Origin of the sequence: Sphingomonas sp., assembly GCF_036402235.1 — a bacterium.
GTDB lineage: Bacteria > Pseudomonadota > Alphaproteobacteria > Sphingomonadales > Sphingomonadaceae > Sphingomonas.
The window spans coordinates 15,572-34,145 of the sequence record NZ_DASWTG010000023.1 but is presented as its reverse complement, the minus strand read 5'-3'; the positions used below and the strand labels follow the sequence as shown (position 1 = coordinate 34,145).

General features: G+C 63.9%; 13 protein-coding genes. 7 read left to right on the top strand and 6 right to left on the bottom strand.

The window, feature by feature from the left end:
• Nucleotides 1-153: 153 nt before the first annotated feature.
• Entirely contained in the window at nt 154-1,491 is a 1,338-nt protein-coding gene (locus VGD28_RS04810; RefSeq protein WP_331027189.1) for a methyltransferase family protein, read from the top strand.
• A 676-nt stretch (nt 1,492-2,167) separates the two neighbouring features.
• On the opposite strand, the gene galU is transcribed toward VGD28_RS04810, so the two are convergent.
• A complete protein-coding gene (gene galU / locus VGD28_RS04805) occupies nt 2,168-3,046 on the bottom strand; it encodes a UTP--glucose-1-phosphate uridylyltransferase GalU (protein WP_331027188.1) in 879 nt (292 codons plus the stop codon).
• 106 nt (nt 3,047-3,152) lie between these two features.
• Here galU and VGD28_RS04800 point away from each other — a divergent pair, with 106 nt between their 5' ends.
• Nucleotides 3,153-4,163: an NAD-dependent epimerase/dehydratase family protein gene (locus VGD28_RS04800; protein WP_331027221.1), complete on the top strand. Its 1,011-nt coding sequence runs from the start codon at nt 3,153-3,155 to the stop codon at nt 4,161-4,163.
• Between the two features lie 9 nt (nt 4,164-4,172).
• Here VGD28_RS04800 and VGD28_RS04795 read toward each other — a convergent pair whose 3' ends face one another.
• Complete coding sequence (locus VGD28_RS04795) at nt 4,173-5,096, bottom strand: class I SAM-dependent methyltransferase (RefSeq protein ID WP_331027187.1); 924 nt, start codon at nt 5,094-5,096, stop codon at nt 4,173-4,175.
• A gap of 180 nt (nt 5,097-5,276) precedes the next feature.
• On the opposite strand from VGD28_RS04795, the gene wecB reads away from it, so the two are divergent.
• The 3 genes from wecB (at nt 5,277) to VGD28_RS04780 (ending at nt 9,275) form a co-directional block, all read left to right on the top strand.
• Complete coding sequence (gene wecB, locus VGD28_RS04790) at nt 5,277-6,410, top strand: non-hydrolyzing UDP-N-acetylglucosamine 2-epimerase (RefSeq protein ID WP_414714467.1); 1,134 nt, start codon at nt 5,277-5,279, stop codon at nt 6,408-6,410.
• Nucleotides 6,394-7,701, top strand: a complete 1,308-nt coding sequence (gene wecC / locus VGD28_RS04785) for a UDP-N-acetyl-D-mannosamine dehydrogenase (protein ID WP_331027185.1) — start codon at nt 6,394-6,396, stop codon at nt 7,699-7,701. Before wecB ends, wecC begins: the two co-directional genes overlap by 17 nt.
• Nucleotides 7,702-7,886: 185 nt before the next feature.
• The gene (locus tag VGD28_RS04780; RefSeq protein WP_331027184.1) at nt 7,887-9,275 is read left to right on the top strand and encodes an exopolysaccharide biosynthesis polyprenyl glycosylphosphotransferase; all 1,389 of its coding nucleotides are present in this window, start codon (nt 7,887-7,889) and stop codon (nt 9,273-9,275) included.
• A gap of 2 nt (nt 9,276-9,277) precedes the next feature.
• On the opposite strand, the gene VGD28_RS04775 is transcribed toward VGD28_RS04780, so the two are convergent.
• The 4 genes from VGD28_RS04775 to VGD28_RS04760 are packed head-to-tail and all read right to left on the bottom strand — an operon-like array spanning nt 9,278 to nt 14,851.
• Nucleotides 9,278-10,444 (bottom strand): hypothetical protein, encoded by a 1,167-nt coding sequence (locus tag VGD28_RS04775; protein ID WP_331027183.1) that lies wholly within the window; start codon nt 10,442-10,444, stop codon nt 9,278-9,280.
• A 51-nt stretch (nt 10,445-10,495) separates the two neighbouring features.
• Complete coding sequence (locus VGD28_RS04770; RefSeq protein ID WP_331027182.1) at nt 10,496-12,700, bottom strand: GumC family protein; 2,205 nt, start codon at nt 12,698-12,700, stop codon at nt 10,496-10,498.
• Between the two features lie 15 nt (nt 12,701-12,715).
• Nucleotides 12,716-13,402: a polysaccharide biosynthesis/export family protein gene (locus VGD28_RS04765; RefSeq protein ID WP_331027220.1), complete on the bottom strand. Its 687-nt coding sequence runs from the start codon at nt 13,400-13,402 to the stop codon at nt 12,716-12,718.
• 60 nt (nt 13,403-13,462) lie between these two features.
• Nucleotides 13,463-14,851, bottom strand: coding sequence for an O-antigen ligase family protein (locus tag VGD28_RS04760; RefSeq protein ID WP_331027181.1), 1,389 nt, complete (start codon nt 14,849-14,851; stop codon nt 13,463-13,465).
• A gap of 162 nt (nt 14,852-15,013) precedes the next feature.
• Between VGD28_RS04760 and VGD28_RS04755 the strand changes: the two genes are divergently transcribed.
• Nucleotides 15,014-16,429 carry a hypothetical protein gene (locus VGD28_RS04755; RefSeq protein WP_331027180.1) on the top strand — a complete coding sequence of 472 codons (1,416 nt, stop codon included), beginning with the start codon at nt 15,014-15,016 and terminating at the stop codon, nt 16,427-16,429.
• Between the two features lie 15 nt (nt 16,430-16,444).
• Nucleotides 16,445-18,574: a hypothetical protein gene (locus VGD28_RS04750; RefSeq protein ID WP_331027179.1), complete on the top strand. Its 2,130-nt coding sequence runs from the start codon at nt 16,445-16,447 to the stop codon at nt 18,572-18,574.

The window sequence follows — 18,574 nt, the reverse complement described above, 5'->3', positions numbered from 1 at the left end:
AGGGCCTCAATCGATGGGAAGGATATGATGTCACACCCTTAGGCCCGGCACGACGGCGAGGTAAAGTGCCAACAATTGCCCCCGCCATGGGCCAGCGCGCGTCCGGGACACCCTTCACGGCTTGCTTACCATTCGCGGGCTATGCGGGGCGCGATGTATCACGACCCCGCCCTCGCGACCCCGGCCAAGGCCGATCCGCGGCCCGAATCCGCGGTCAGCACCGGATGCGGGCTCGCCGGGCTGATCGGCATGGCGTGCTGGCTCGCCTTTGCGCGCAGCCGCGGGCTGGACGGCCCCTATGCGGCACTGGTCAATCTGGTCGCGGGCGGCGTGCCGATGGTGCTGTGGTCGATCCTGATCGACAAGGTCCACCGCAACCCCAGCACGGGCGTGAAATGGGAGAATCCCCGGCCGCTCAAGGAAACACTCGACATCTCGATCACCAAGATCGCGGGGCTGTGGCTGACCTGGGGCGGGATCGCGGCGATCTATTCGGTGTGCCGCTTCTACTGGGAGGGCAATTTCGCCTTTGCCATGTGGTGCTTCCAGATGGCGGCGCCGGCGTTGTTCATCCTCTCCGTCCCCTATATCCTGTGGATCGACCGGCGGCTGGAGAAGCCGAAGGACGGCGCATGGATGCTGGGCGCCTGGCTGCTCGGCACGAAGGGCGAGCCGATCGACGAGGAAGCGATCCACAACCATCTGCGCAGCTGGGCGGTGAAGGCGTTCTTCCTCGCCTTCATGCTGGCGATCGTGCCGCCGGGGTTCAGCCAGTTCGTGCGCGCGAGCACCGACGGGATCCTGAGCAACCCCATTGCCCTCGCCAACTGGCTGACCACGGGCATGTTCATGCTCGACGTGGCGTTCGCGACGGTGGGCTATGTCCTCACCTTCCGCCCGCTCGACAGCCATATCCGCACCGCCAACCCCTATGCCGCGGGCTGGGCGTTCGCGCTGATCTGCTACCCGCCCTTCATCCTGATGGGGAATGGCGGGCCGCTGGACTATCATCCGGGCACGTCGGACTGGACGCACTGGCTGGCGGGATACGACATCCTGCTGTGGATCACCGGCGCGGTGCTGGTGGCGCTGACCGCGATCTATGCCTGGGCGACGATGGCGTTCGGCTTCCGCTTCTCGAACCTCACGCATCGCGGGATCATCACCCACGGGCCGTACAGCTGGACGCGGCACCCGGCGTATCTCTCCAAGAACCTGTTCTGGTGGATCAGCACCTGCCCGCTGCTGGTGACCACGGGCAGCCTGTACGACGCGGTGCGCGCGACGGTGCTGCTCGCCGCGGTGAGCGGCGTCTATTACATCCGCGCCAAGACCGAGGAAAAGCACCTCGGCGCCGATCCGGCCTATCGCGAATATAGCGAGTGGATGGAGCGGAATGCGCCAGTGCCGCGGCTGGTGGCGTGGGTGACGGGGTGGACGTTCAAGCCCGGGTATGCGGGGTTGAAGGACTTGGATCAGCGTACAGACTGATCCTCCGCGAAGTTGACGATGTTACGCGGAACGCGATTCATTCTGTCAACTTCGTCGTCTTTGTCCGGCGGGGGTTCCAGGTTCGTCATTGAACCGAACGAATCGACGTGATCAAAGAGCGGCCGCCATGCAGCCCGTCGATGGAAGCAAACCAATTCCAACATTGCAAGCGATGGCAGCTATTGGGTGGTTAGCTGCCGGATTGGCGACGACGTTGAAAATACCCAAGTGCGATCACCGCCAGTGCTCCGCCCGCAAATGGCAGGGAAGTAGCATACCGCTCCCACTCCGTTGCCGCCTGCCAAATTAGACCGAGCGCCATCGCCAAGCAGATTAGGTCAGTTGCCAAACTAGCTTTGCTCCGCATCTGCACCTCCGCTGATCATGTAGTGTGCCTTGCCACCGCTATGTCCGCAATGGGTCGTTAGCTGTCATTCTCGTCATCCCGCCCCTGTGCCGGGATCCACCGGGCGGCGAACAGGAAGCAAGAGGCTCTATCGCGTCGCCAGGGGCGCCGTGGATCCCGGCACAAGGCCGGGATGACAGCTGGTTTGATATATTGAGGCCGTGCTCAATGGCCGCTTCATGGGCTTAGGCCCAATCAGCGTGCATCGGGATGCTCACCTATCGCAACGGATTTCCTCGGCGGCCCTGCTTCCCGCCGGTGCGCGAAGCCCTACCCCAGCAACCCCTTCGCAAACGCCCGCACCGCCGGCCCGATATCCGCGCGGCTCAGCGCCAGCGCGAGGTTGGCCTGCGCGTAGCCCGCCTTGTCGCCGCAATCGTAGCGCACGCCCTGGAAGGTGACGCCGTGGAAGGGCTGGCCGCCGATCATGCGGGCCATCGCGTCGGTCAGCTGGATCTCGCCGCCCGCGCCCTTTTCCTGCCCCTCGAGCACGCGCATCACTTCGGGCTGGAGGATGTAGCGGCCGATCACGGCGAGGTTGCTGGGGGCGGTGCCGGCCTTGGGCTTCTCGACCAGGCCCTTCACTTGCGTCAGCGTGCCGTCGCGCGTGCCGGGGGTGATGATGCCGTATTTGTCGGTCTGGTCGTCGGCCACTTCCTGCGCGCAGAGGAGATTGCCGCCGACCTTGTTGTACGCCTCGACCATCTGGCGAAGGCAGCCGCGCTGGCCCGGCGCCGCGACCATGAAGTCGTCGGCGAGGAGGACCGCGAAGGGCTCGTCGCCGACGATGTCGCGCGCACACCATACGGCATGGCCGAGCCCCATCGGCTCCTGCTGGCGGACATAGGCGATCGCGCCGGGCTTCAAGCGCGTGCCGTCGAGCACGTCGAGCGACTTGCCGCGCGCAGCCATCGTCGTCTCCAGCTCGTAGGAGATGTCGAAATGGTCCTCGATCGCGCTCTTGCCGCGGCCGGTGACGAAGATGATCTGCTCGATCCCGGCCTCCAGCGCCTCGTCCACCGCATATTGGATGAGCGGGCGGTCGACGACGGGCAGCATCTCCTTGGGGAGCGCCTTGGTCGCGGGGAGGAAGCGGGTGCCGAGCCCGCCGACGGGGAACACGGCCTTGCGAAGCGGCTTGATGGGCATTCTCAATGATTCCTTTCCCGGCTCGCGGATAGTGGAAACGATTCCTAGAACAAGAGTCGTCTTATTTGGTACGCCGCGAAAAACGCAGCAACGAAAGCACTTGCGCATGACAAACTTGGCAGGACGCCGCATCCTCGTGACCGGATCAGCCGGCTTTATCGGCTTTCATACCGCTCGCCGGTTATTGCAATCGGGCGCCACCGTTTTCGGTATCGACAACTTCACGCCATATTACGATGTCAGCCTCAAGGAGCAGCGCAACGCGATCCTGGAGGATCATTCCGGCTTCGCCGTCGCTCGCCTGTCGATCGAGGACGCCGAGGCGCTGGACAAGGCATGGCACGACTTTGCGCCCGACACGGTCATCCACCTCGCGGCGCAGGCGGGCGTGCGCTATAGTATCGATCATCCGGCCAACTATGTGAGCACCAACATCATCGGCACGTTTCACCTGCTTGAACTTGCCCGCCAGCATCCCGTGCGTCATTTCCTGGCAGCCTCGACGAGCTCGATCTATGGCGCCAACACCGCCATGCCATTCACCGAAACGCAGGCCACGCAGACCCCGATGAGCCTATACGCCGCCACCAAGGGCGCGACCGAGCTCATCGGCCACAGCTACAGTCATCTGTTCGGCATCCCCACGACCTTCTTTCGCTTCTTCACCGTCTATGGTCCCTGGGGACGCCCGGATATGGCGCTGTTCAAATTTGCGAAGGCCATGCTGAACGACGAACCGATAGACGTGTACAATCACGGGAGGATGGCGCGCGACTTCACCTATATCGACGACCTCGTCAGCGCACTCGTCGCGTTGATCGATACGGTTCCGGACCGTCAGGCACGCCCGGGCGACAGCCTCTCGCCGGTCGCTCCGTTCCGCACCGTGAACATCGGCGGAGGATCGCCGGTGCCGCTGATGCGATACATCGCCGCACTGGAGGCGGCGGTCGGCAAGGAGGCGCGCAAGAATTTCATGCCGATACAGCCTGGCGATGTCCCCGCGACCGAAGCTTCGCCAGCATTGTTGCGCGAACTCACCGGCATTGTGCCAACTACCCCGGTAGAGCAGGGGGTGAAGGCATTCGTGGACTGGTATCGCAGCTATTATGCGTGAACGGAATCGTCAGAGCGTCGCTTCGATCGTCATGAAATAACCGTCCGCCTCGGTCATGCGGCCGCCGGTGACCAGCCGGGCGACGGCGCTCTTCTTCCACTTCTGGGCCAGGGCTTGAGCCGTTTCGAGCTCAGCCGGCTGCCCGAAGCGGGCGACATTGTCGGTTGGCAGATGGAAGCGCGGCTGGAACGAGGTCGCCTTGACCCGCAATCCGCACCGCCCGATCAGCGCTTCGAGTCCCTTCCGGGTGAAATGGGTCAAATGCTGTTCGGGCAAGATCGCATCCCAATAGCGGCCGAACACGCGCGAGGGGGTTCCGCCATAGTTCGGAACGCAGATCGTCATCACGCTGTCCTCCGTCATGGCAGTCTTTAGCTCCGCGAGGAGCTCGCCCGGATCCTCGACATGCTCGAGGACATTGTCCAGCGTGATCCATTCGAACGTCGAACCTGCGAACGCCTCGGCAGGTTTGAAGGACAGCCGGACGTCATGCCCGTTCGCGACGCAGATCTTGGCCGGCGCCTCAGATATCTCGGTCCCGAAGGTCTGCCAGCCGATCCGCTTCCACACGTCGAGGGAATTACCGCAGCCGCACCCGACGTCCAGCACCTTGCCGGTCCTGCCCGGCGGCACGACCGTCAGCCACCGGTGCGAAATCGAGCGGGGAAGGAACTTGAGATACTTGTACATCAAGCCCTTCAGGAACTTGCGCCTGCTCGAATATCCCTCGGGACTGTAGGAGTAGTAATCCTCCTCGTAGCAGCCGCTCAGATCCTCGGTGTAGACCGTCCTGCCTGTGCCACAGTCAGCACAGTCGAACATCAGGGCGCCTTTGCCATCCGTGGTGGCGCTACGGATCGGGAATGCGCAGGCCATGGCCTCGACGGAGCCGCAGGCGGGACAGGTCAAACGGTCAGGAACCTTGAAATCCATGTCCGGTATGCGCTCCAAGCGTTGTCGATCAGCCCCTTACGGCGTCAGTCCGAAGCCGGCCTCCCCCGCGCATCAAGCCAGAGGCATATGCCGCACGCATTTGTGCGGTGCAATGTCGTTCTGCCCGGGGCGAAGCGCGAACGTAGCGCCTCCTTAACGAGCTTGCGCTAGGACAATATGATGACGAGCAACGCAAGAGTCCTGGTGATCTTCGGCACGCGGCCGGAAGCGATCAAGTTCTTCCCAGTGGTGCGGGCGCTGGCGGAGCTGCCGGGGCTGAGCGTGCGCACCTGCGTCACCGCGCAGCATCGCGGGCTGCTCGATCAGGTGCTGGAGATTGCGGGGCTCACGCCCGATATCGACCTCGACCTGATGGAGCCGGGCCAGTCGCTCGACCGGCTGACCGCGCGACTGCTGACGGGGCTGGGCGAGGTGATGGACGCCGAGAGGCCCGATCGCGTGCTGGTGCAGGGCGACACCGCGACCGCGATGGTCGGCGCGCTCGCCGCCTATTACCGCAAGGTGCCGGTGGGGCATGTCGAGGCCGGGCTACGCTCGGGCGACATCTGGCAGCCCTGGCCCGAAGAGGTGAACCGGCGGATCGTCGCGCCGATCGCCGACCAGCATTTCGCGCCGACCGAAACCGCCGCTGAAGCGCTTCGCCGCGAGAATATCGACCCGGCGACGATCCATGTCACCGGCAATACGGTGATCGACGCGCTGCTCGCCACGCGCGAGCGGATCGCGGCGGAGCCGGCGCTGGCGGCGGGGCTCGACCCGATCGCGGCGCGCTTTGCCGGCAAACGAATCGTCCTCGTCACCACGCACCGGCGCGAGAATTTCGGCGGTGGGATGGAATCGATCGCCAACGCCATCGCGCGCATCGCCGACCGGCCCGACACCGCCGTGCTGTTCCCGATGCACCCCAACCCGAATGTGGTATCCGTGATGGACACGGTGCTGGGCGAGCGCGCCAATGTCGCGCGGGTCGAGCCGCTCGACTATCCTACCTTCATCCGTGCGCTCGACCTGTGCGACGTGGTGCTGTCCGATTCCGGCGGGGTGCAGGAGGAGGCGCCGGCGCTCGGCAAGCCGGTGCTGGTGATGCGCGAGACCACCGAGCGGCCCGAGGGCGTCGCGGCGGGCACCGCCAGGCTGGTCGGCACCGATGCCGGCCGCATCGTTTCCGAAATCTCAACCCTGTTGGACGACAAGGGCGCGTACCAGGCCATGGCGCGCGCCCACAATCCGTTCGGCGACGGCCAGGCCTCGGCAAGGATTGCAAAGGTCGTCGCGCATGGATTCGGGCTCTGAACTCAACGTCGCCGTTCTCGGGCTCGGCTATATCGGGCTGCCGACCGCCGCGGTGATCGCGCGCACCGGCGCGCGGGTGCTGGGCATCGACGTGCACCAGAGCGTGGTCGATACGGTCAACGCGGGCAAGGTGCATATCGAGGAAGTCGATCTCGACGGCCTCGTCTCGGGCGTCATCGCGCGCGGCACGCTGCGCGCATCGACCCAGATCGAGCCGTCCGACGTGTTCCTGATCGCGGTGCCCACCCCGTTCGGCGACAATCACGCGCCCAATATCGGCTATGTCCTCCAGGCCGCGACCAGCGTCGCCACCGTGCTCAAGGCGGGCGACATCGTCATCCTCGAATCGACCTCGCCCGTCGGCACCACCGAGAAGGTCGCCGAGCTGCTCGCCCAGCTGCGCCCCGACCTCAGGATTCCCGGCCATTGCAGCGGCATCGCCGACGTCGCCATCGCCTATTGCCCCGAGCGCGTGCTGCCCGGCCGAATCCTGGTCGAGCTGATCGACAACGACCGCGTCGTCGGCGGCGTCACGCCGCGATGCGCGCGGAAAGCGCTGCAATTCTATCGCCGCTTCGTGCGCGGCGCCTGCATCACCACCTCCGCGCGGGCCGCGGAGATGACCAAGCTCACCGAGAACGCGTTCCGCGACGTCAATATCGCCTTCGCGAACGAGCTGTCGATTGTCGCGGACGGCATGGGCATCGATGTGTGGGAGGTGATCCGCCTCGCCAACCGGCATCCCCGCGTGAACATCCTGTCGCCCGGCCCCGGCGTCGGCGGCCATTGCATCGCCGTCGATCCCTGGTTCCTGGTGGCGGCGAACCGCGAGAATACCCCATTGATCCGCACCGCGCGCGAGGTCAACGACGGCAAGATTGGCTACACGATCGATCGCGCGGAAGCGCTGATCGCGACGCTGCCCAATGCGCCCGTCGCCTGCCTCGGCCTCGCCTTCAAGGCGAATATCGACGATTTCCGCGAAAGCCCGGCGCTGCATGTCGCCGAAGCGCTGGCGGCGCGCCACGGATCGCGCATCCGGATCGTCGAGCCCTATGCCCGCACCCTGCCCGACAGCATCGCGGAAACTGGGGCCAGCCTGATCGACATCGACACCGCGCTGGAGACTTGCCCGATCCTGATCGTGCTGGTCGATCACGACGTGTTCAAATCGGTCCCGCTGGCCGAACGCGCTGACAAGCAGGTCTATGACACGCGCGGCATCTGGCCGGACCAGCTCGCGGCGCAATCCTCCGAACCGGCGCCATGGCTCGTTGCCGTGGGCAAATAATGGCCCTTTGACTCGGCATTGCTCAGTTCGATGCGCGCGCGCGCCCCTTTTCGAAGCGACATCCGCTGAACGACCTGACTTTGGCATCGGTTCGTCGTGCGCGAAAGCTCACGCTGCATTGCAACACGGACGTAACAGTCTAAGCTTCAGTATTCCATAAAATTGATTCGCAGTGAGGGAGCTGTATGAACGTCGAAGCTATGGCATTGCGCGCGGCATCGACGTCTCGGGCGGTGGTTCGACCCAGCCATGCAAAGCTGCGGCGGCGATTCTATTTTTCTCTGCTCGCGATAGACCTGCTCTGCATATTGGGCAGCCTTTTTCTCGCCTCCTGGGTCTACGTTCCCACCCGCGCCGGCAATGAATGGCTGATCATCGCCAGCTTGCTGGTGCCGGTCTATCTTGGCGCGGCGCTGAACTCGCACGCATATTCGACGGAGATCATCGACAAACCGGCCGTGGGGGTCCGGCGCGCGGTACAATCGGTGGCGCTGGGTTTCGGCGTGATCCTGCTGGTGGCGTTCTCGACGAAGGCGAGCGCGGATTTCTCGCGCGTGATGGTCGCGATCGCTTTCTGCCTCAACATCGTGACGCTCGCCGGCACGCGCAGCCTGGCGCTGCGGCGTGCGCGCACGTTGCTGGGGGGCGACCCGTACAGCGTGGCGTTGATCGCCGATGGCGACCATGATCTCGACCCGCACGATTTCTCGCTCGTCATCCGCGCCGGATACGACATCGACCCGCAGGACGACAGTCCGATCATGTTCGACCGGCTGGCCGCGGCGCTCCGCCATATGGACCGTGTCTTGGTCGCCTGTCCGCCCGAGCGGCGCGGGCTTTGGGTGCGTGTCCTGAAAGGTGCGAACATCCGCAGCGAGCTGATCGTGCCGGAATTGGAAGGCGTCGCCCCCCTGGCGCTTGACCGGTGCGGGGAGTCGCTGACCATGGTCGTGGCGGAAGGGCCGCTCGGAAAGTTCGAGTCGGCGCTGAAGCGTGCCTTCGACCTTATGGTCTCGATCGGGGCGATCACCCTGCTGGCGCCGGTGATGATTCCCGTGGCGCTGGCCATCAAACTGACCAGCCCAGGTCCAGTATTGTTCATTCAGACCCGGATCGGCCAAGGCAACCGGCTGTTCAAAATGTACAAGTTCCGCAGCATGCGTCTTGACCAGACCGATCAGGGCGGCAATCGCTCGGCCAGCCGGGGTGACGATCGCATCACGCCGATCGGCCGTGTCATCCGTATGACCAGCATCGACGAATTGCCGCAACTGCTGAATGTGCTGAAGGGCGAGATGAGCATCGTCGGCCCCCGGCCGCATGCATTGGGCTCACGTGCCGAGGACAAATTATTCTGGGAAGTCGACGGCCGCTATTGGCACCGGCACGCCGCAAAGCCCGGCCTGACCGGCCTTGCGCAGATCCGCGGCTTTCGCGGCGCCACCGAACGCACTTCGGATCTGACCAACCGGCTTCAGGCGGATCTCGAATATCTGCACAATTGGTCGATCTGGCGCGACCTGTACATCATCCTGCAGACCGTCAGGGTGCTCGTTCACCGCAACGCGTATTGAGCCTACAGCCTAACCAGTTCGAATTCGTCGAGCCACGGCCGCCCGCCACCTTCGGCGAGTGAGCTGCGTCCCTCGATCGCCAGCCATTGCGCGCGGCAGTCGGAGGGAACCTCGAACCGCAACGCGTTGCGGCGAGCAGCTTCGCCGGCTGCGACGACGGCCCTCAGTATCTCCCGCTTCGTACCGTCGCAGCTCAGGACAATCTCGGGATTGCCGTCGGCCCTGCCATTGCCGCCCGATACGAACTTCAACTGGTAGTGCCCAGCGCCGAGCGTCAGAAACTGCCTTGCGACGGCCCCCTTTCGATCGTTGGCCGCCTCCACATGCAGGACGTTGCCGCGTGACGCCGTCTCGCCAGGCTCGATCACGCCGGCGAGATCGCCGTCCGCGACGATCTGCCAATCAAAAGGCGGATAATCGTTCGTCGCCTCAAAGCCGGGATTGCGGATCAAGCGGGCATCATGCGTCGGCACCAGCTTGCGTGCTTGATCGTACGAGCCCAGTGCGACCAACCGCTGGATCGCGCCTTGCAGACGTTCGAGCTCTAATGGATCGGACGGCCGCAGCCCAGCGGTACGAACGATATCATAGATCGTGTCCGCCGAACGGCTGGTGCCGATCAATTGAAGCAGGAAGTTCGCGCGCCAATCCGGTTTGGCAGCGAGCAACCTGATGACTTCGGCACGAATAGCGGGGTCGTCGAGTGCAGGAATGAGCACGGGCAGCAGGATCGCGGCCGATTGGCGGTTGCTTCGCAACGCCCGATCATAATGAACGAGCGCGCCCTTCACATCACCGTGCTGCACGGCGAACTCGATCAAGATCAATTGGGTTGGAAGGTCGCGCCGTGACTTGCGCTCGCTATTGACCAGCCAACGCCGCGCCCGGGCCTCATCGCCGTTGTTGAGGGCCACCGTCGCCATTGCCCGGGCGGCGACGACATTGCCGGGTTCGAGCCGCAATGCCCACAAAGCGTCGTTCTGCGCCTTGGCGAGGTTCTCGGCGGTGATCTTCCCTTGCAGCTGATAGGCAGCGCGGTGAGCAAAGGCATCGGCGTTGAGCGGCCACAGAGCCGCAGCGAGAGCGGGTGCCGAGCGTCCTGCCTGAATCGATTGAGTCGCCATGAAAGCGAGCGCCGCCCCGACCAGGCCGCCAGCCAAGAGCGACACGGACCGAATCAATCCCCTAATCACGCACCCTCTTCCAGCACAAATGCGGCATCAGGCTCGCAACGCATCGTTGCCGTAACCATAGCCATAGCCATAGCCGTAGCCGTAAGGCGTACTCTTGCTGTCGAATTTGGTCATGGCGATGCCGACCAAGTGAACATTGGCTGCCCTCAACCGATCGAGCGCCACCAAAGCGGCATTCCGATGCGTACTGCGGAACTGCATGATGAACAGGGTGCCCTCTACCTGGCTCGCGATAAGGGGCGCGTCGGCAAGGCCCATCACCGGCGGCGCGTCGAAAATCACATAGTCGAAACGCTTCTCAAGCTCGACCACCAACTGTCGAAGGCGATCGCTCGACAGGAGTTCGGCCGCGCTTGGCGGTTTCGGTCCCGCGGTCATCACGGAAAGCCGATCGAAGCCGGAGTCATGGATCAGGCTTTCGACCTGATCGTTACCCGCGAGATAGTTGCTCAGCCCCGCGGTATTGGCAACGTCGAAATAGCTCTGCAGTGACGGGGACCGCATGTCGGCATCGACGAGGACGACCTTGTACTGCGCGCGCGCAAGTACGTGGGCCAGTGCGTAACTCGTAGTCGACTTGCCTTCCGTCGGCCGCGTACTGGTGATGCACAGCGATGTCGGCAGTCCATGGGAAGTGACGAAGGACAAGTTTGTCTGCAGCGAAAGATAGGCCTCGCTGAGATAGGACTTGCGGTCGGCAATGGCGGCCAGCGCGTCCTCCTCGGTCCTCGGGATCGTGCCGACCAGCGGCACCCCGAGCAAGCGCTCCACGTCGCTCGGATCCATGATCCCCTGGTCGAGCTGTTCCGCGATGACTGCTGCGATCACACCCAACACCAGGCCGGCAGCGAGCCCCAGAAGCAGGTTGAGCAGCAAGCGCGGACTGGACGGCTTGAGCGGCAATTCGGCGAGATCGACCACCGAAATGTTATTGACGCCGACGCCGCCTGCAACGCCGATTTCCTTATACCGCTGCAAGAGCGCATCGTAGAGCTGACGGCTGGTATCGACGTCACGCTGCAAAACATTGTACTGGATGCTCCGCTGGCGGAAATCGAGAACTCCCGCCTTCAGCTGCGCCACGCGCGCCTTCAGATCCTCCTCGCGCTGAAGGCTGGCCGCGTAGGTTTCACGCAGCGAGTTGCGAACGCGGTTTTCTTCGCGCTGGATCGAGGCTTCGATCTGGTTCAGCTGAGTCCGGATCGCGCGTGCAGGCGGATAGTCTGGCTCGAACTGCACCATCAGCTTGGCATATTCCGCCGACAGTTCCGCCCGCCGCTGGCGAAGCGCGGATATGGCGTCATTCTCCAACGCCTCGGTCACCTCGCCAGCCGGCGCCCTGCTGCGACTCTGCGCCCGTAGGCGATCAGCAGTCGCACGGGCCAGTTCGGCGTTGAGCGTGACGAGATCTTCCGCGATCAGCGAACGCTCACCCAATGTCGTCTGGTTCCCGCGGGCGTCGGTCGTCGACACTCCAGGCAAGTTGACGATGCCCTCGCGGCGAGCATAGCTCACCAGCTGGCGCTCCGACTGATCGATACGGTCGCGCAACTGCGCCAGGCGCTGCTCCAGGAAGCGCCTTGCATAGGTGGTCGCATCGTACCGGCGCTCAAGCGTGACCTTGATGAAATCGGCCGCCCAGGTGTCCACGATCTTTCGGGCGAGCGCCCGGTCCGGACTAGTGTAACTGACTTCGACCAGCCGCGACAGACGCTCGGGATTGACCTTCACGTTCTGCAGAAGGACTTCGCCCGCGACGCGAAGCCGCTCCGCGCGCGTCGACCCCGCCGGCGCGATCCGGTCGCTGTTGAACCAATCGGCATCCGCCGAAGGCGAAAGCTTCAGAAATGCGACGTTGTCATACAGCCGAAGGTCCGTCGCCACGCGCTCCGCCAGCACGCGCGACTTCAGCAAGCCATATTGCGTCTGATAGAATTCCTGATCGACCGAGCTCTCACGCTGGCGCGCCCCCTCCATCTCGATGAACGAACCCGTTTCGCGCTGGATTTCGATCAATGTCGACGCCGTATATTTCGGCGTGATCAGCAGCGTTGCGATCAGGCTGATCGCAACACAGGCGACCAGTGCGCCGATGATCAACGCCTTGCGCCGCATGGCCACGGCGAAAATCTGGGTCAGGATGGGCAGTGAGGCCGTCCGCGCAGGCGCCACGATATAGCCATCATCGCGAACCGGCTGAGCATTCGGACGAGCAGTTTCCGTATAGGTCATGCTTGAATTCGCGCCTTAATTGAGAATCGCGACCAGCGGCGCGGCAAGAATGCTGCCCGCCTGCAGCAGGGCACGGAACGTGCGCTCCCCACCATCTTCGCCCACCAGCACGATGTCGTTGGCGTAGATTTCCGGATCGGCGTAGCGACCTTCCCGGATTGCCCGCAGATCGTAAAGTGCGGCCATCTTCTTTGCGCCGACCTGCCGGAAGACGACCACGAAGTTGGTGTCGGCAAATTCCGTGACACCGGATGCGCTCGCTACAGCACGCATCAACGTCATCCGGCCGCTGACCGGATAGACTCCCGGTCGGGCGACCTGGCCATCAACGGTCATCACCTGATTCACCGCATCCACCGAAACGGTGACGCTGGGATTGCGGACATAGCGCCCGCGAAGCCTGTCCTCGATCGCCCGTGCCAGTTCGCTTGACGTCTTGCCCACGGCGTCGACCTCGCCGATCAGGGGAAGAGCCAGCGTGCCGCTGGCGTCGACCTGTACTGTGCGGCCCAAATCGGGGGCGCCGTACACGTCCACCACCACGCGATCCAGCGGACCGATGACATAGGATCGCTGCTGAAGAATCAAATCCTCGCGCAGCGGTGCCGGGAGCACACCCTGTTGGACGATGGTGAGATCCGGGCGGCCGATAAGCCTGTCCTTCCGGCCGCATGCGGAGACGGAGAGAGCCACCGAGGCCATTAGAATAAGCTTTACACCAGTGCCAATCACAGAACCCTCCGCGACCGTCGCCGTAGCCGGTCAGTTCTTGCCTAACAACCCTGCGCCATCCCTGCCTGACGATTTTTGTGCACGTGCACAATGCTCGAGCACGACGCAGGCGATCAGAAAGATTACCCCCATCAACGGCGTCCGCAACGGGTAGTCGGATATCGAAGCCACCAGCGCAATGACGACGAACGCCGCGGACGCTCGCGCCAGCTGGGCGAATGCATTGGGTGGCGCCGCGAAAAGCCGCGCCAGGCGAAGTCCGAACCACCCCAGGAACAACAATGCGACCAGCGCCCCTGGCACGCCGGCTGTGATGACCAGTTCGAGCCAATCATTATGCGCCGCATTGAAGTAGGTCGGTTTCAGCAACCGGTCGGGCTCGTGCATGCGGAACAATGTGTCGAAGGATCCGAACCCGCTGCCGAACGGCAGATAGTCCCAAGCCAACCGGGTCGTGATCGAAAAGGTGGCGTAGCGCATCTCGCCACCCAGATCGCCAAGCCCGAGAAACCGTTGATAGGCGGCGAGGCGTCCGAACGCGGCCGCGATCCCGACGAGTATCGCCACGGACCCGGCGCCGCCGATCAGCAACACCGCGGCCCGGCCCTTGAACAACGCCGATCGCGACAGGATCAGAATGCTGGCCAAGCCACCGATCAGCAGCGCGACCATGCCGGATCGCGAACCCGTGGCGAACAGGACGAAGACGATCAGCGCCAGAACGAGCGACAGCGCGAAGCCCGCCCGTCTGGATGCAAATAGCGGGGAGTCGACGAACAGCACTGCGGCGAAGGGGAGCGAAGCGGCAAGCAGCACCGCCTGATGGTTGCGGTTGGCGAACAAACCGGTAGGCAAGCTTTCGCCCACGAAGCGGTAGAGATAGGCAAAGCTGCCCTCGCCACCCGAGAGCTGGACGATACCGAGCAGCGCGCTCAGGCATGCCAGCCCGACGACGATCATCGGCACGAAATGCAGCCACCGGGCAGGCAGGCGCGTGAGGAGAAGAAGCGCCGCGGCGATCGGCAACAGCGCCAGAAGGCTGTTGAGCGTTCGCATCGGAGCGATCGACAGCGGCATCCAGAGCGGGGCGATCCCGGCCAACCTGGCCGTATCGAGATAGATTTCACGTCCCGGCAGCGAAGACCAGAGCGAGGGCGGCATCGGCACCAACTGCACGAGGATGAGCGCTGCCAGGAGCCCCACGAACAACGCCGGGCGCGAGAGGTCTCGCGCCAGATCCGCGCGGGGAAACAAGAACGAGGCCGCAATGAGAAGAGCGGCAGCAGGCCGCAGCAGAAGCAGTGACGGTATGTCCGCGCGCGCCGATCCGCCGGTCAGCGCCAGCACGATCAACCCGCCGATCGCCAGCGCCCCAAGGGCGCGCACGTGCTGCAAATCGGGCACAGTCTTGTTCCGCATTCGCCTCGCCATCCATATTCGCATCGCAAGCTGGCCGGCATGAACTACCCGCCGATGTTCGTCCGCCGAGACTCCGGCTTGCGGATATGTCTGAATGGCTGACAGAAGGTTGGGCAACTGCTAGAGGCTAACCAATTGTAGCACAAGCGTCGAGGCTCCGGAATGAATGCCACTCTGGCGAGGATGGGAGAAAGCGCCCGTCCGCGCATCAGTCACAGCGACAAACCGGATCACCGCTTCGCCGACCTTGGGCTGACGGCATTCCTGGGCATCTATCTCGCCCTCCATTACGGCCTGCTCGTCGTGGCCGAGAGCTACCAGCCGTCGCTACTGGACGAAGTCACGATGCTCGCCTTGCTCCCGATGGCGCTCCTCGCGATGCGCGCGCGGCAAGCCGTCGTGACCTTTGCACTGTTCGGCGTTTATCTCGCATTCCTGATCGGCAGCGCCTTCGTGTTCGATCCAGGTGGCATCGCACAGCCAAATGCGGCACTCCTTGCGGCGCTGCTCGACGTCAAGATGGTCATCTTCATCATCGGCATGTTCGGCATCTTCCACTATGTCGAGGACAAGCAGACCGTCTTCATCCGGCTGGCACAGCTTTGCATTGCCTTCTTCCTGCTTAATGTTCCGTTTGCGCTGCGCGACTATGTCGGCGACGGCACAAGCATCAAGGGCATCCCGCTTTCGGCAAAGAGCGGCCTCATTCAGCCTCATGGATTGACCGGACACCAGGTGGAGTTCGCTTGGTGCGCCGCCGCCGGCGCGCTCGGCGCCGCCTATCTCTACAAGCGCAGACCGACTAGCCGGACGCTGGCGCTTGCCCTGCTGGGTTTGTTGTTCACGTTGCTTTCGCTTTCGCTTAAGGAGATCGCTGGTTGCGTGCTCGGCCTGTTCATCATCCTGCGGCCATCACAACAGATCGGCCGCGCCGCCAAGGTGGTGTTCGCCACCTTGTTCGGCGGACTTACTTATGCTGCGCTCTATTATTCGGGCATCTTCGCGGTGGCGTTCGAACATGTCGGCATGTTCGTCGGCGACGACGCGATCGAAACGGTACGCGCGCGCATGTTCTCGGCATCGGCGGAAATCGCGGCGTGGCGGTTTCCGCTGGGTTCGGGCGGGGGCACATTTGGAAGTGCGCCTTCCTATCGTGACGGCTACAGCAACCTCTACTTTCTCTACGGCATCTCGGCGCTCGACGGCGGCAGTCCGGCGAACCCAATGTTCCTGCAGGACGTGTTCTGGCCGAAAATCCTCGCCGAAGCGGGTATCTTCGGACTACTCGCCTATGTTGCCACCCTCCTTTACTGCGCCAAGGGGCTGCGTCTGCGAGATGCGAACCCCCAGGGCAGCCATGCGCTGATCAGCCGCTATTGCGTTGCATGGCTGGTCTTCGTTCTGTTCGTGTCGAGCGCATCCGCGGCGCTCACCAGCGAGTATCTGATACTCTTCGTCGGAATCGCCTTCGCCTATAGCCTTCACATCGCCTATGTGAACGCGCAGCACCGGACCGTCTCTGTAGAGCCGGCGCATCCGGTAGCCTATCCGCGCGGACGCCCGGCAAACCCGGCCTGACAAAGCAGCAATGACGTGAATCCTGACCGACGCAGCATTGTGGGCTTGGTGCTGGGATCGCTCGGCGCCACTTCTGTCGAGGTTCGTGCCCGGTCAGCGACCGCGGAGCCGCCCGGGGGTGGGCAGGCTCGAGCCGAACCGGGCCAAACGTTCGCATCCCGCAAAGAGGCTACCGGCGCCAGCGTTGCCGCCGGCACCGGCTGGATCCGGATCCAGGGATGGAGTCATGCCGGCGACGGCGGCGCGAATGGCTATTTCCGGGTTCCTGCCTGGCCCGGCCACGATGCTGCGTTGCGTACGGCGGATCGCTGGCTCCCCGATGGCGGTCACAGCGATGCTGACGGCGGCTGGTGGGATATGGACACGCCCGAGCGACTGCAGCAACTGGGCGATGCGAGCGACGGCTATGCCAGCGCATGGCTTCGCCTCGAATCGTTCCTTGGAGCTGAAGCGCGCTATGGCCCTGCCAATCGCGACGGCGTGCGCACCCTGCTGGGCGGGCGCGCCTGCGAGATCGAGCTTCCGCCCACGACGATCCGGATTCCCCGCCCGCTAACCTTTCCGCTACTGTTGCGCGGGCTGTACGCAACCTCGCCGGCGACGCAACTGTCACCCATGCCCGGCGCGACCGCGCGGACCTTTGGCAAGCGCGCCGCGATCAGCATCAATGGTGACGGGCGCGGCGACTGGATCGAGGCCTATCCGGGAATGCGAGCTGGGCGGATCGGTCCGCTAAGGTGGCATAACGACCTCGACATCGAGTGGTGCGGCCTCGAGATCGGCGGCCCGTTTCTGGTCGAGCGGCAGCACGGCTGGAACATGACGCAACTGGTGCGGGTGAGCGGCTCCTATGTCGATCAGGTCCGGATCGATGGTGTCACCAACCAGAGTCCGCGAGTCATGCCCGCCGGATGGGCACCAAGCGAGAGCGCGGCAATCTCATCGGCACCGATCGGTGACGGGCTGATGTGGAGCAACGTCCATAGCTCGGATCGCGACGAACAAGGCGTCGAGCATATCGCCACGCTCACCCGCGGTAACCGCGGCGGCATCAACCAGCTAGCGATCAACGGCCGCCATCATATCGTCGATTCCGACGCGCATCTCGTTCAAGGCGGGCATTTCGAGAGCGGCGGGCTGCTGGTCGAGGACAGTAACATCCTCGTCCAATCATCGATCTTCTTTCATATGCGCGCAACAGTGGTGCCCCCCATTGCGACGCGAGCACGCAATGCCGCCAGCGGCGACGTCTATCGGCTGGCGATCGAAGGCTGCACCTTCCTGCTCGTCGGCGAGCATCGCGGCTGGCGCCCGGGGACGCGGCTGGTGCCTGATATCGATCTTGCTCCCGGCGTTCGTCTAGACGTGCGCAATGCGCGGCGGTCGTTCAGTCCGGCTGGCACGACCGCCCAACGGTCCGAGATGGGCATTATCGTCGCGCGCAATGGCGCGATCGATCAGGACTGGCGCAGCAAGGCTGGAGCGGCTTCGCTCGCCGGCCGCATCGATGTGGATGGCGTGGTCCGGCTCGACCTGACGGTTTCCTGCTCCGGTCTAAGCTTCACCTTCGCACCGCGCAAGCACGCATCCGCGCGCTGGAACCGGCCAAGCGGCACCTACCGCTACCGGGAGATGAAGCTGTTCGATACCCGGCGAATGATCGGCCATTTCGACAGAAACGGTGAAATCAGCGTGTCAGCCTCGGCTGGCGCAGAAGGCCTTCTCCACGTCATCGCCCAGGTGCCCCAATGCACCAGCCGTTTCCTGCGCGCCTCACCCGGAGCGGCTGCCGGTCGATATGATCAGCTATGCGACGTGCCTTTCGTCTCACCAGGATACCCCCTGGACTTCGGGGCCCATGTAAACGGCTTTCCCTATGAGCCGTGGTTCGATGGCGCCGACCGGCTGGCTATCCCGGACTTCGCCGGATCGGTTCAGTTTCACGGTGACACGGTGACGGTCCGCGCCGCCGAAGTTTCCGCCGATCTGACCGCGCCGTTCGCCGGCGTATGGACGCGGGGCGACACGATTCTGTTCGACAGCCTGCCGATCGACAAGGCTGGACGTCGACGGCGCGGAATTCAGAAAGTGACCAAAGGCCCCGGCAACGTTGCCGGTGTGGACTGGATACCCCTCTTCGCTTGA

Bases quoted from the DNA above. Each gene is read 5' to 3' on its own strand.
- VGD28_RS04780 (WP_331027184.1), top strand. From the start codon at position 7,887: ATGAACGTCGAAGCTATGGCATTGCGCGCGGCATCGACGTCTCGGGCG.
- VGD28_RS04755 (WP_331027180.1), top strand. From the start codon at position 15,014: ATGAATGCCACTCTGGCGAGGATGGGAGAAAGCGCCCGTCCGCGCATC.
- VGD28_RS04760 (WP_331027181.1), bottom strand. From the start codon at position 14,851: ATGCGGAACAAGACTGTGCCCGATTTGCAGCACGTGCGCGCCCTTGGG.
- VGD28_RS04770 (WP_331027182.1), bottom strand. From the start codon at position 12,700: ATGACCTATACGGAAACTGCTCGTCCGAATGCTCAGCCGGTTCGCGAT.
- VGD28_RS04795 (WP_331027187.1), bottom strand. From the start codon at position 5,096: ATGGATTTCAAGGTTCCTGACCGTTTGACCTGTCCCGCCTGCGGCTCC.
- wecB (WP_414714467.1), top strand. From the start codon at position 5,277: ATGACGAGCAACGCAAGAGTCCTGGTGATCTTCGGCACGCGGCCGGAA.
- VGD28_RS04810 (WP_331027189.1), top strand. From the start codon at position 154: ATGTATCACGACCCCGCCCTCGCGACCCCGGCCAAGGCCGATCCGCGG.
- VGD28_RS04800 (WP_331027221.1), top strand. From the start codon at position 3,153: ATGACAAACTTGGCAGGACGCCGCATCCTCGTGACCGGATCAGCCGGC.
- wecC (WP_331027185.1), top strand. From the start codon at position 6,394: ATGGATTCGGGCTCTGAACTCAACGTCGCCGTTCTCGGGCTCGGCTAT.
- galU (WP_331027188.1), bottom strand. From the start codon at position 3,046: ATGCCCATCAAGCCGCTTCGCAAGGCCGTGTTCCCCGTCGGCGGGCTC.
- VGD28_RS04765 (WP_331027220.1), bottom strand. From the start codon at position 13,402: ATGGCCTCGGTGGCTCTCTCCGTCTCCGCATGCGGCCGGAAGGACAGG.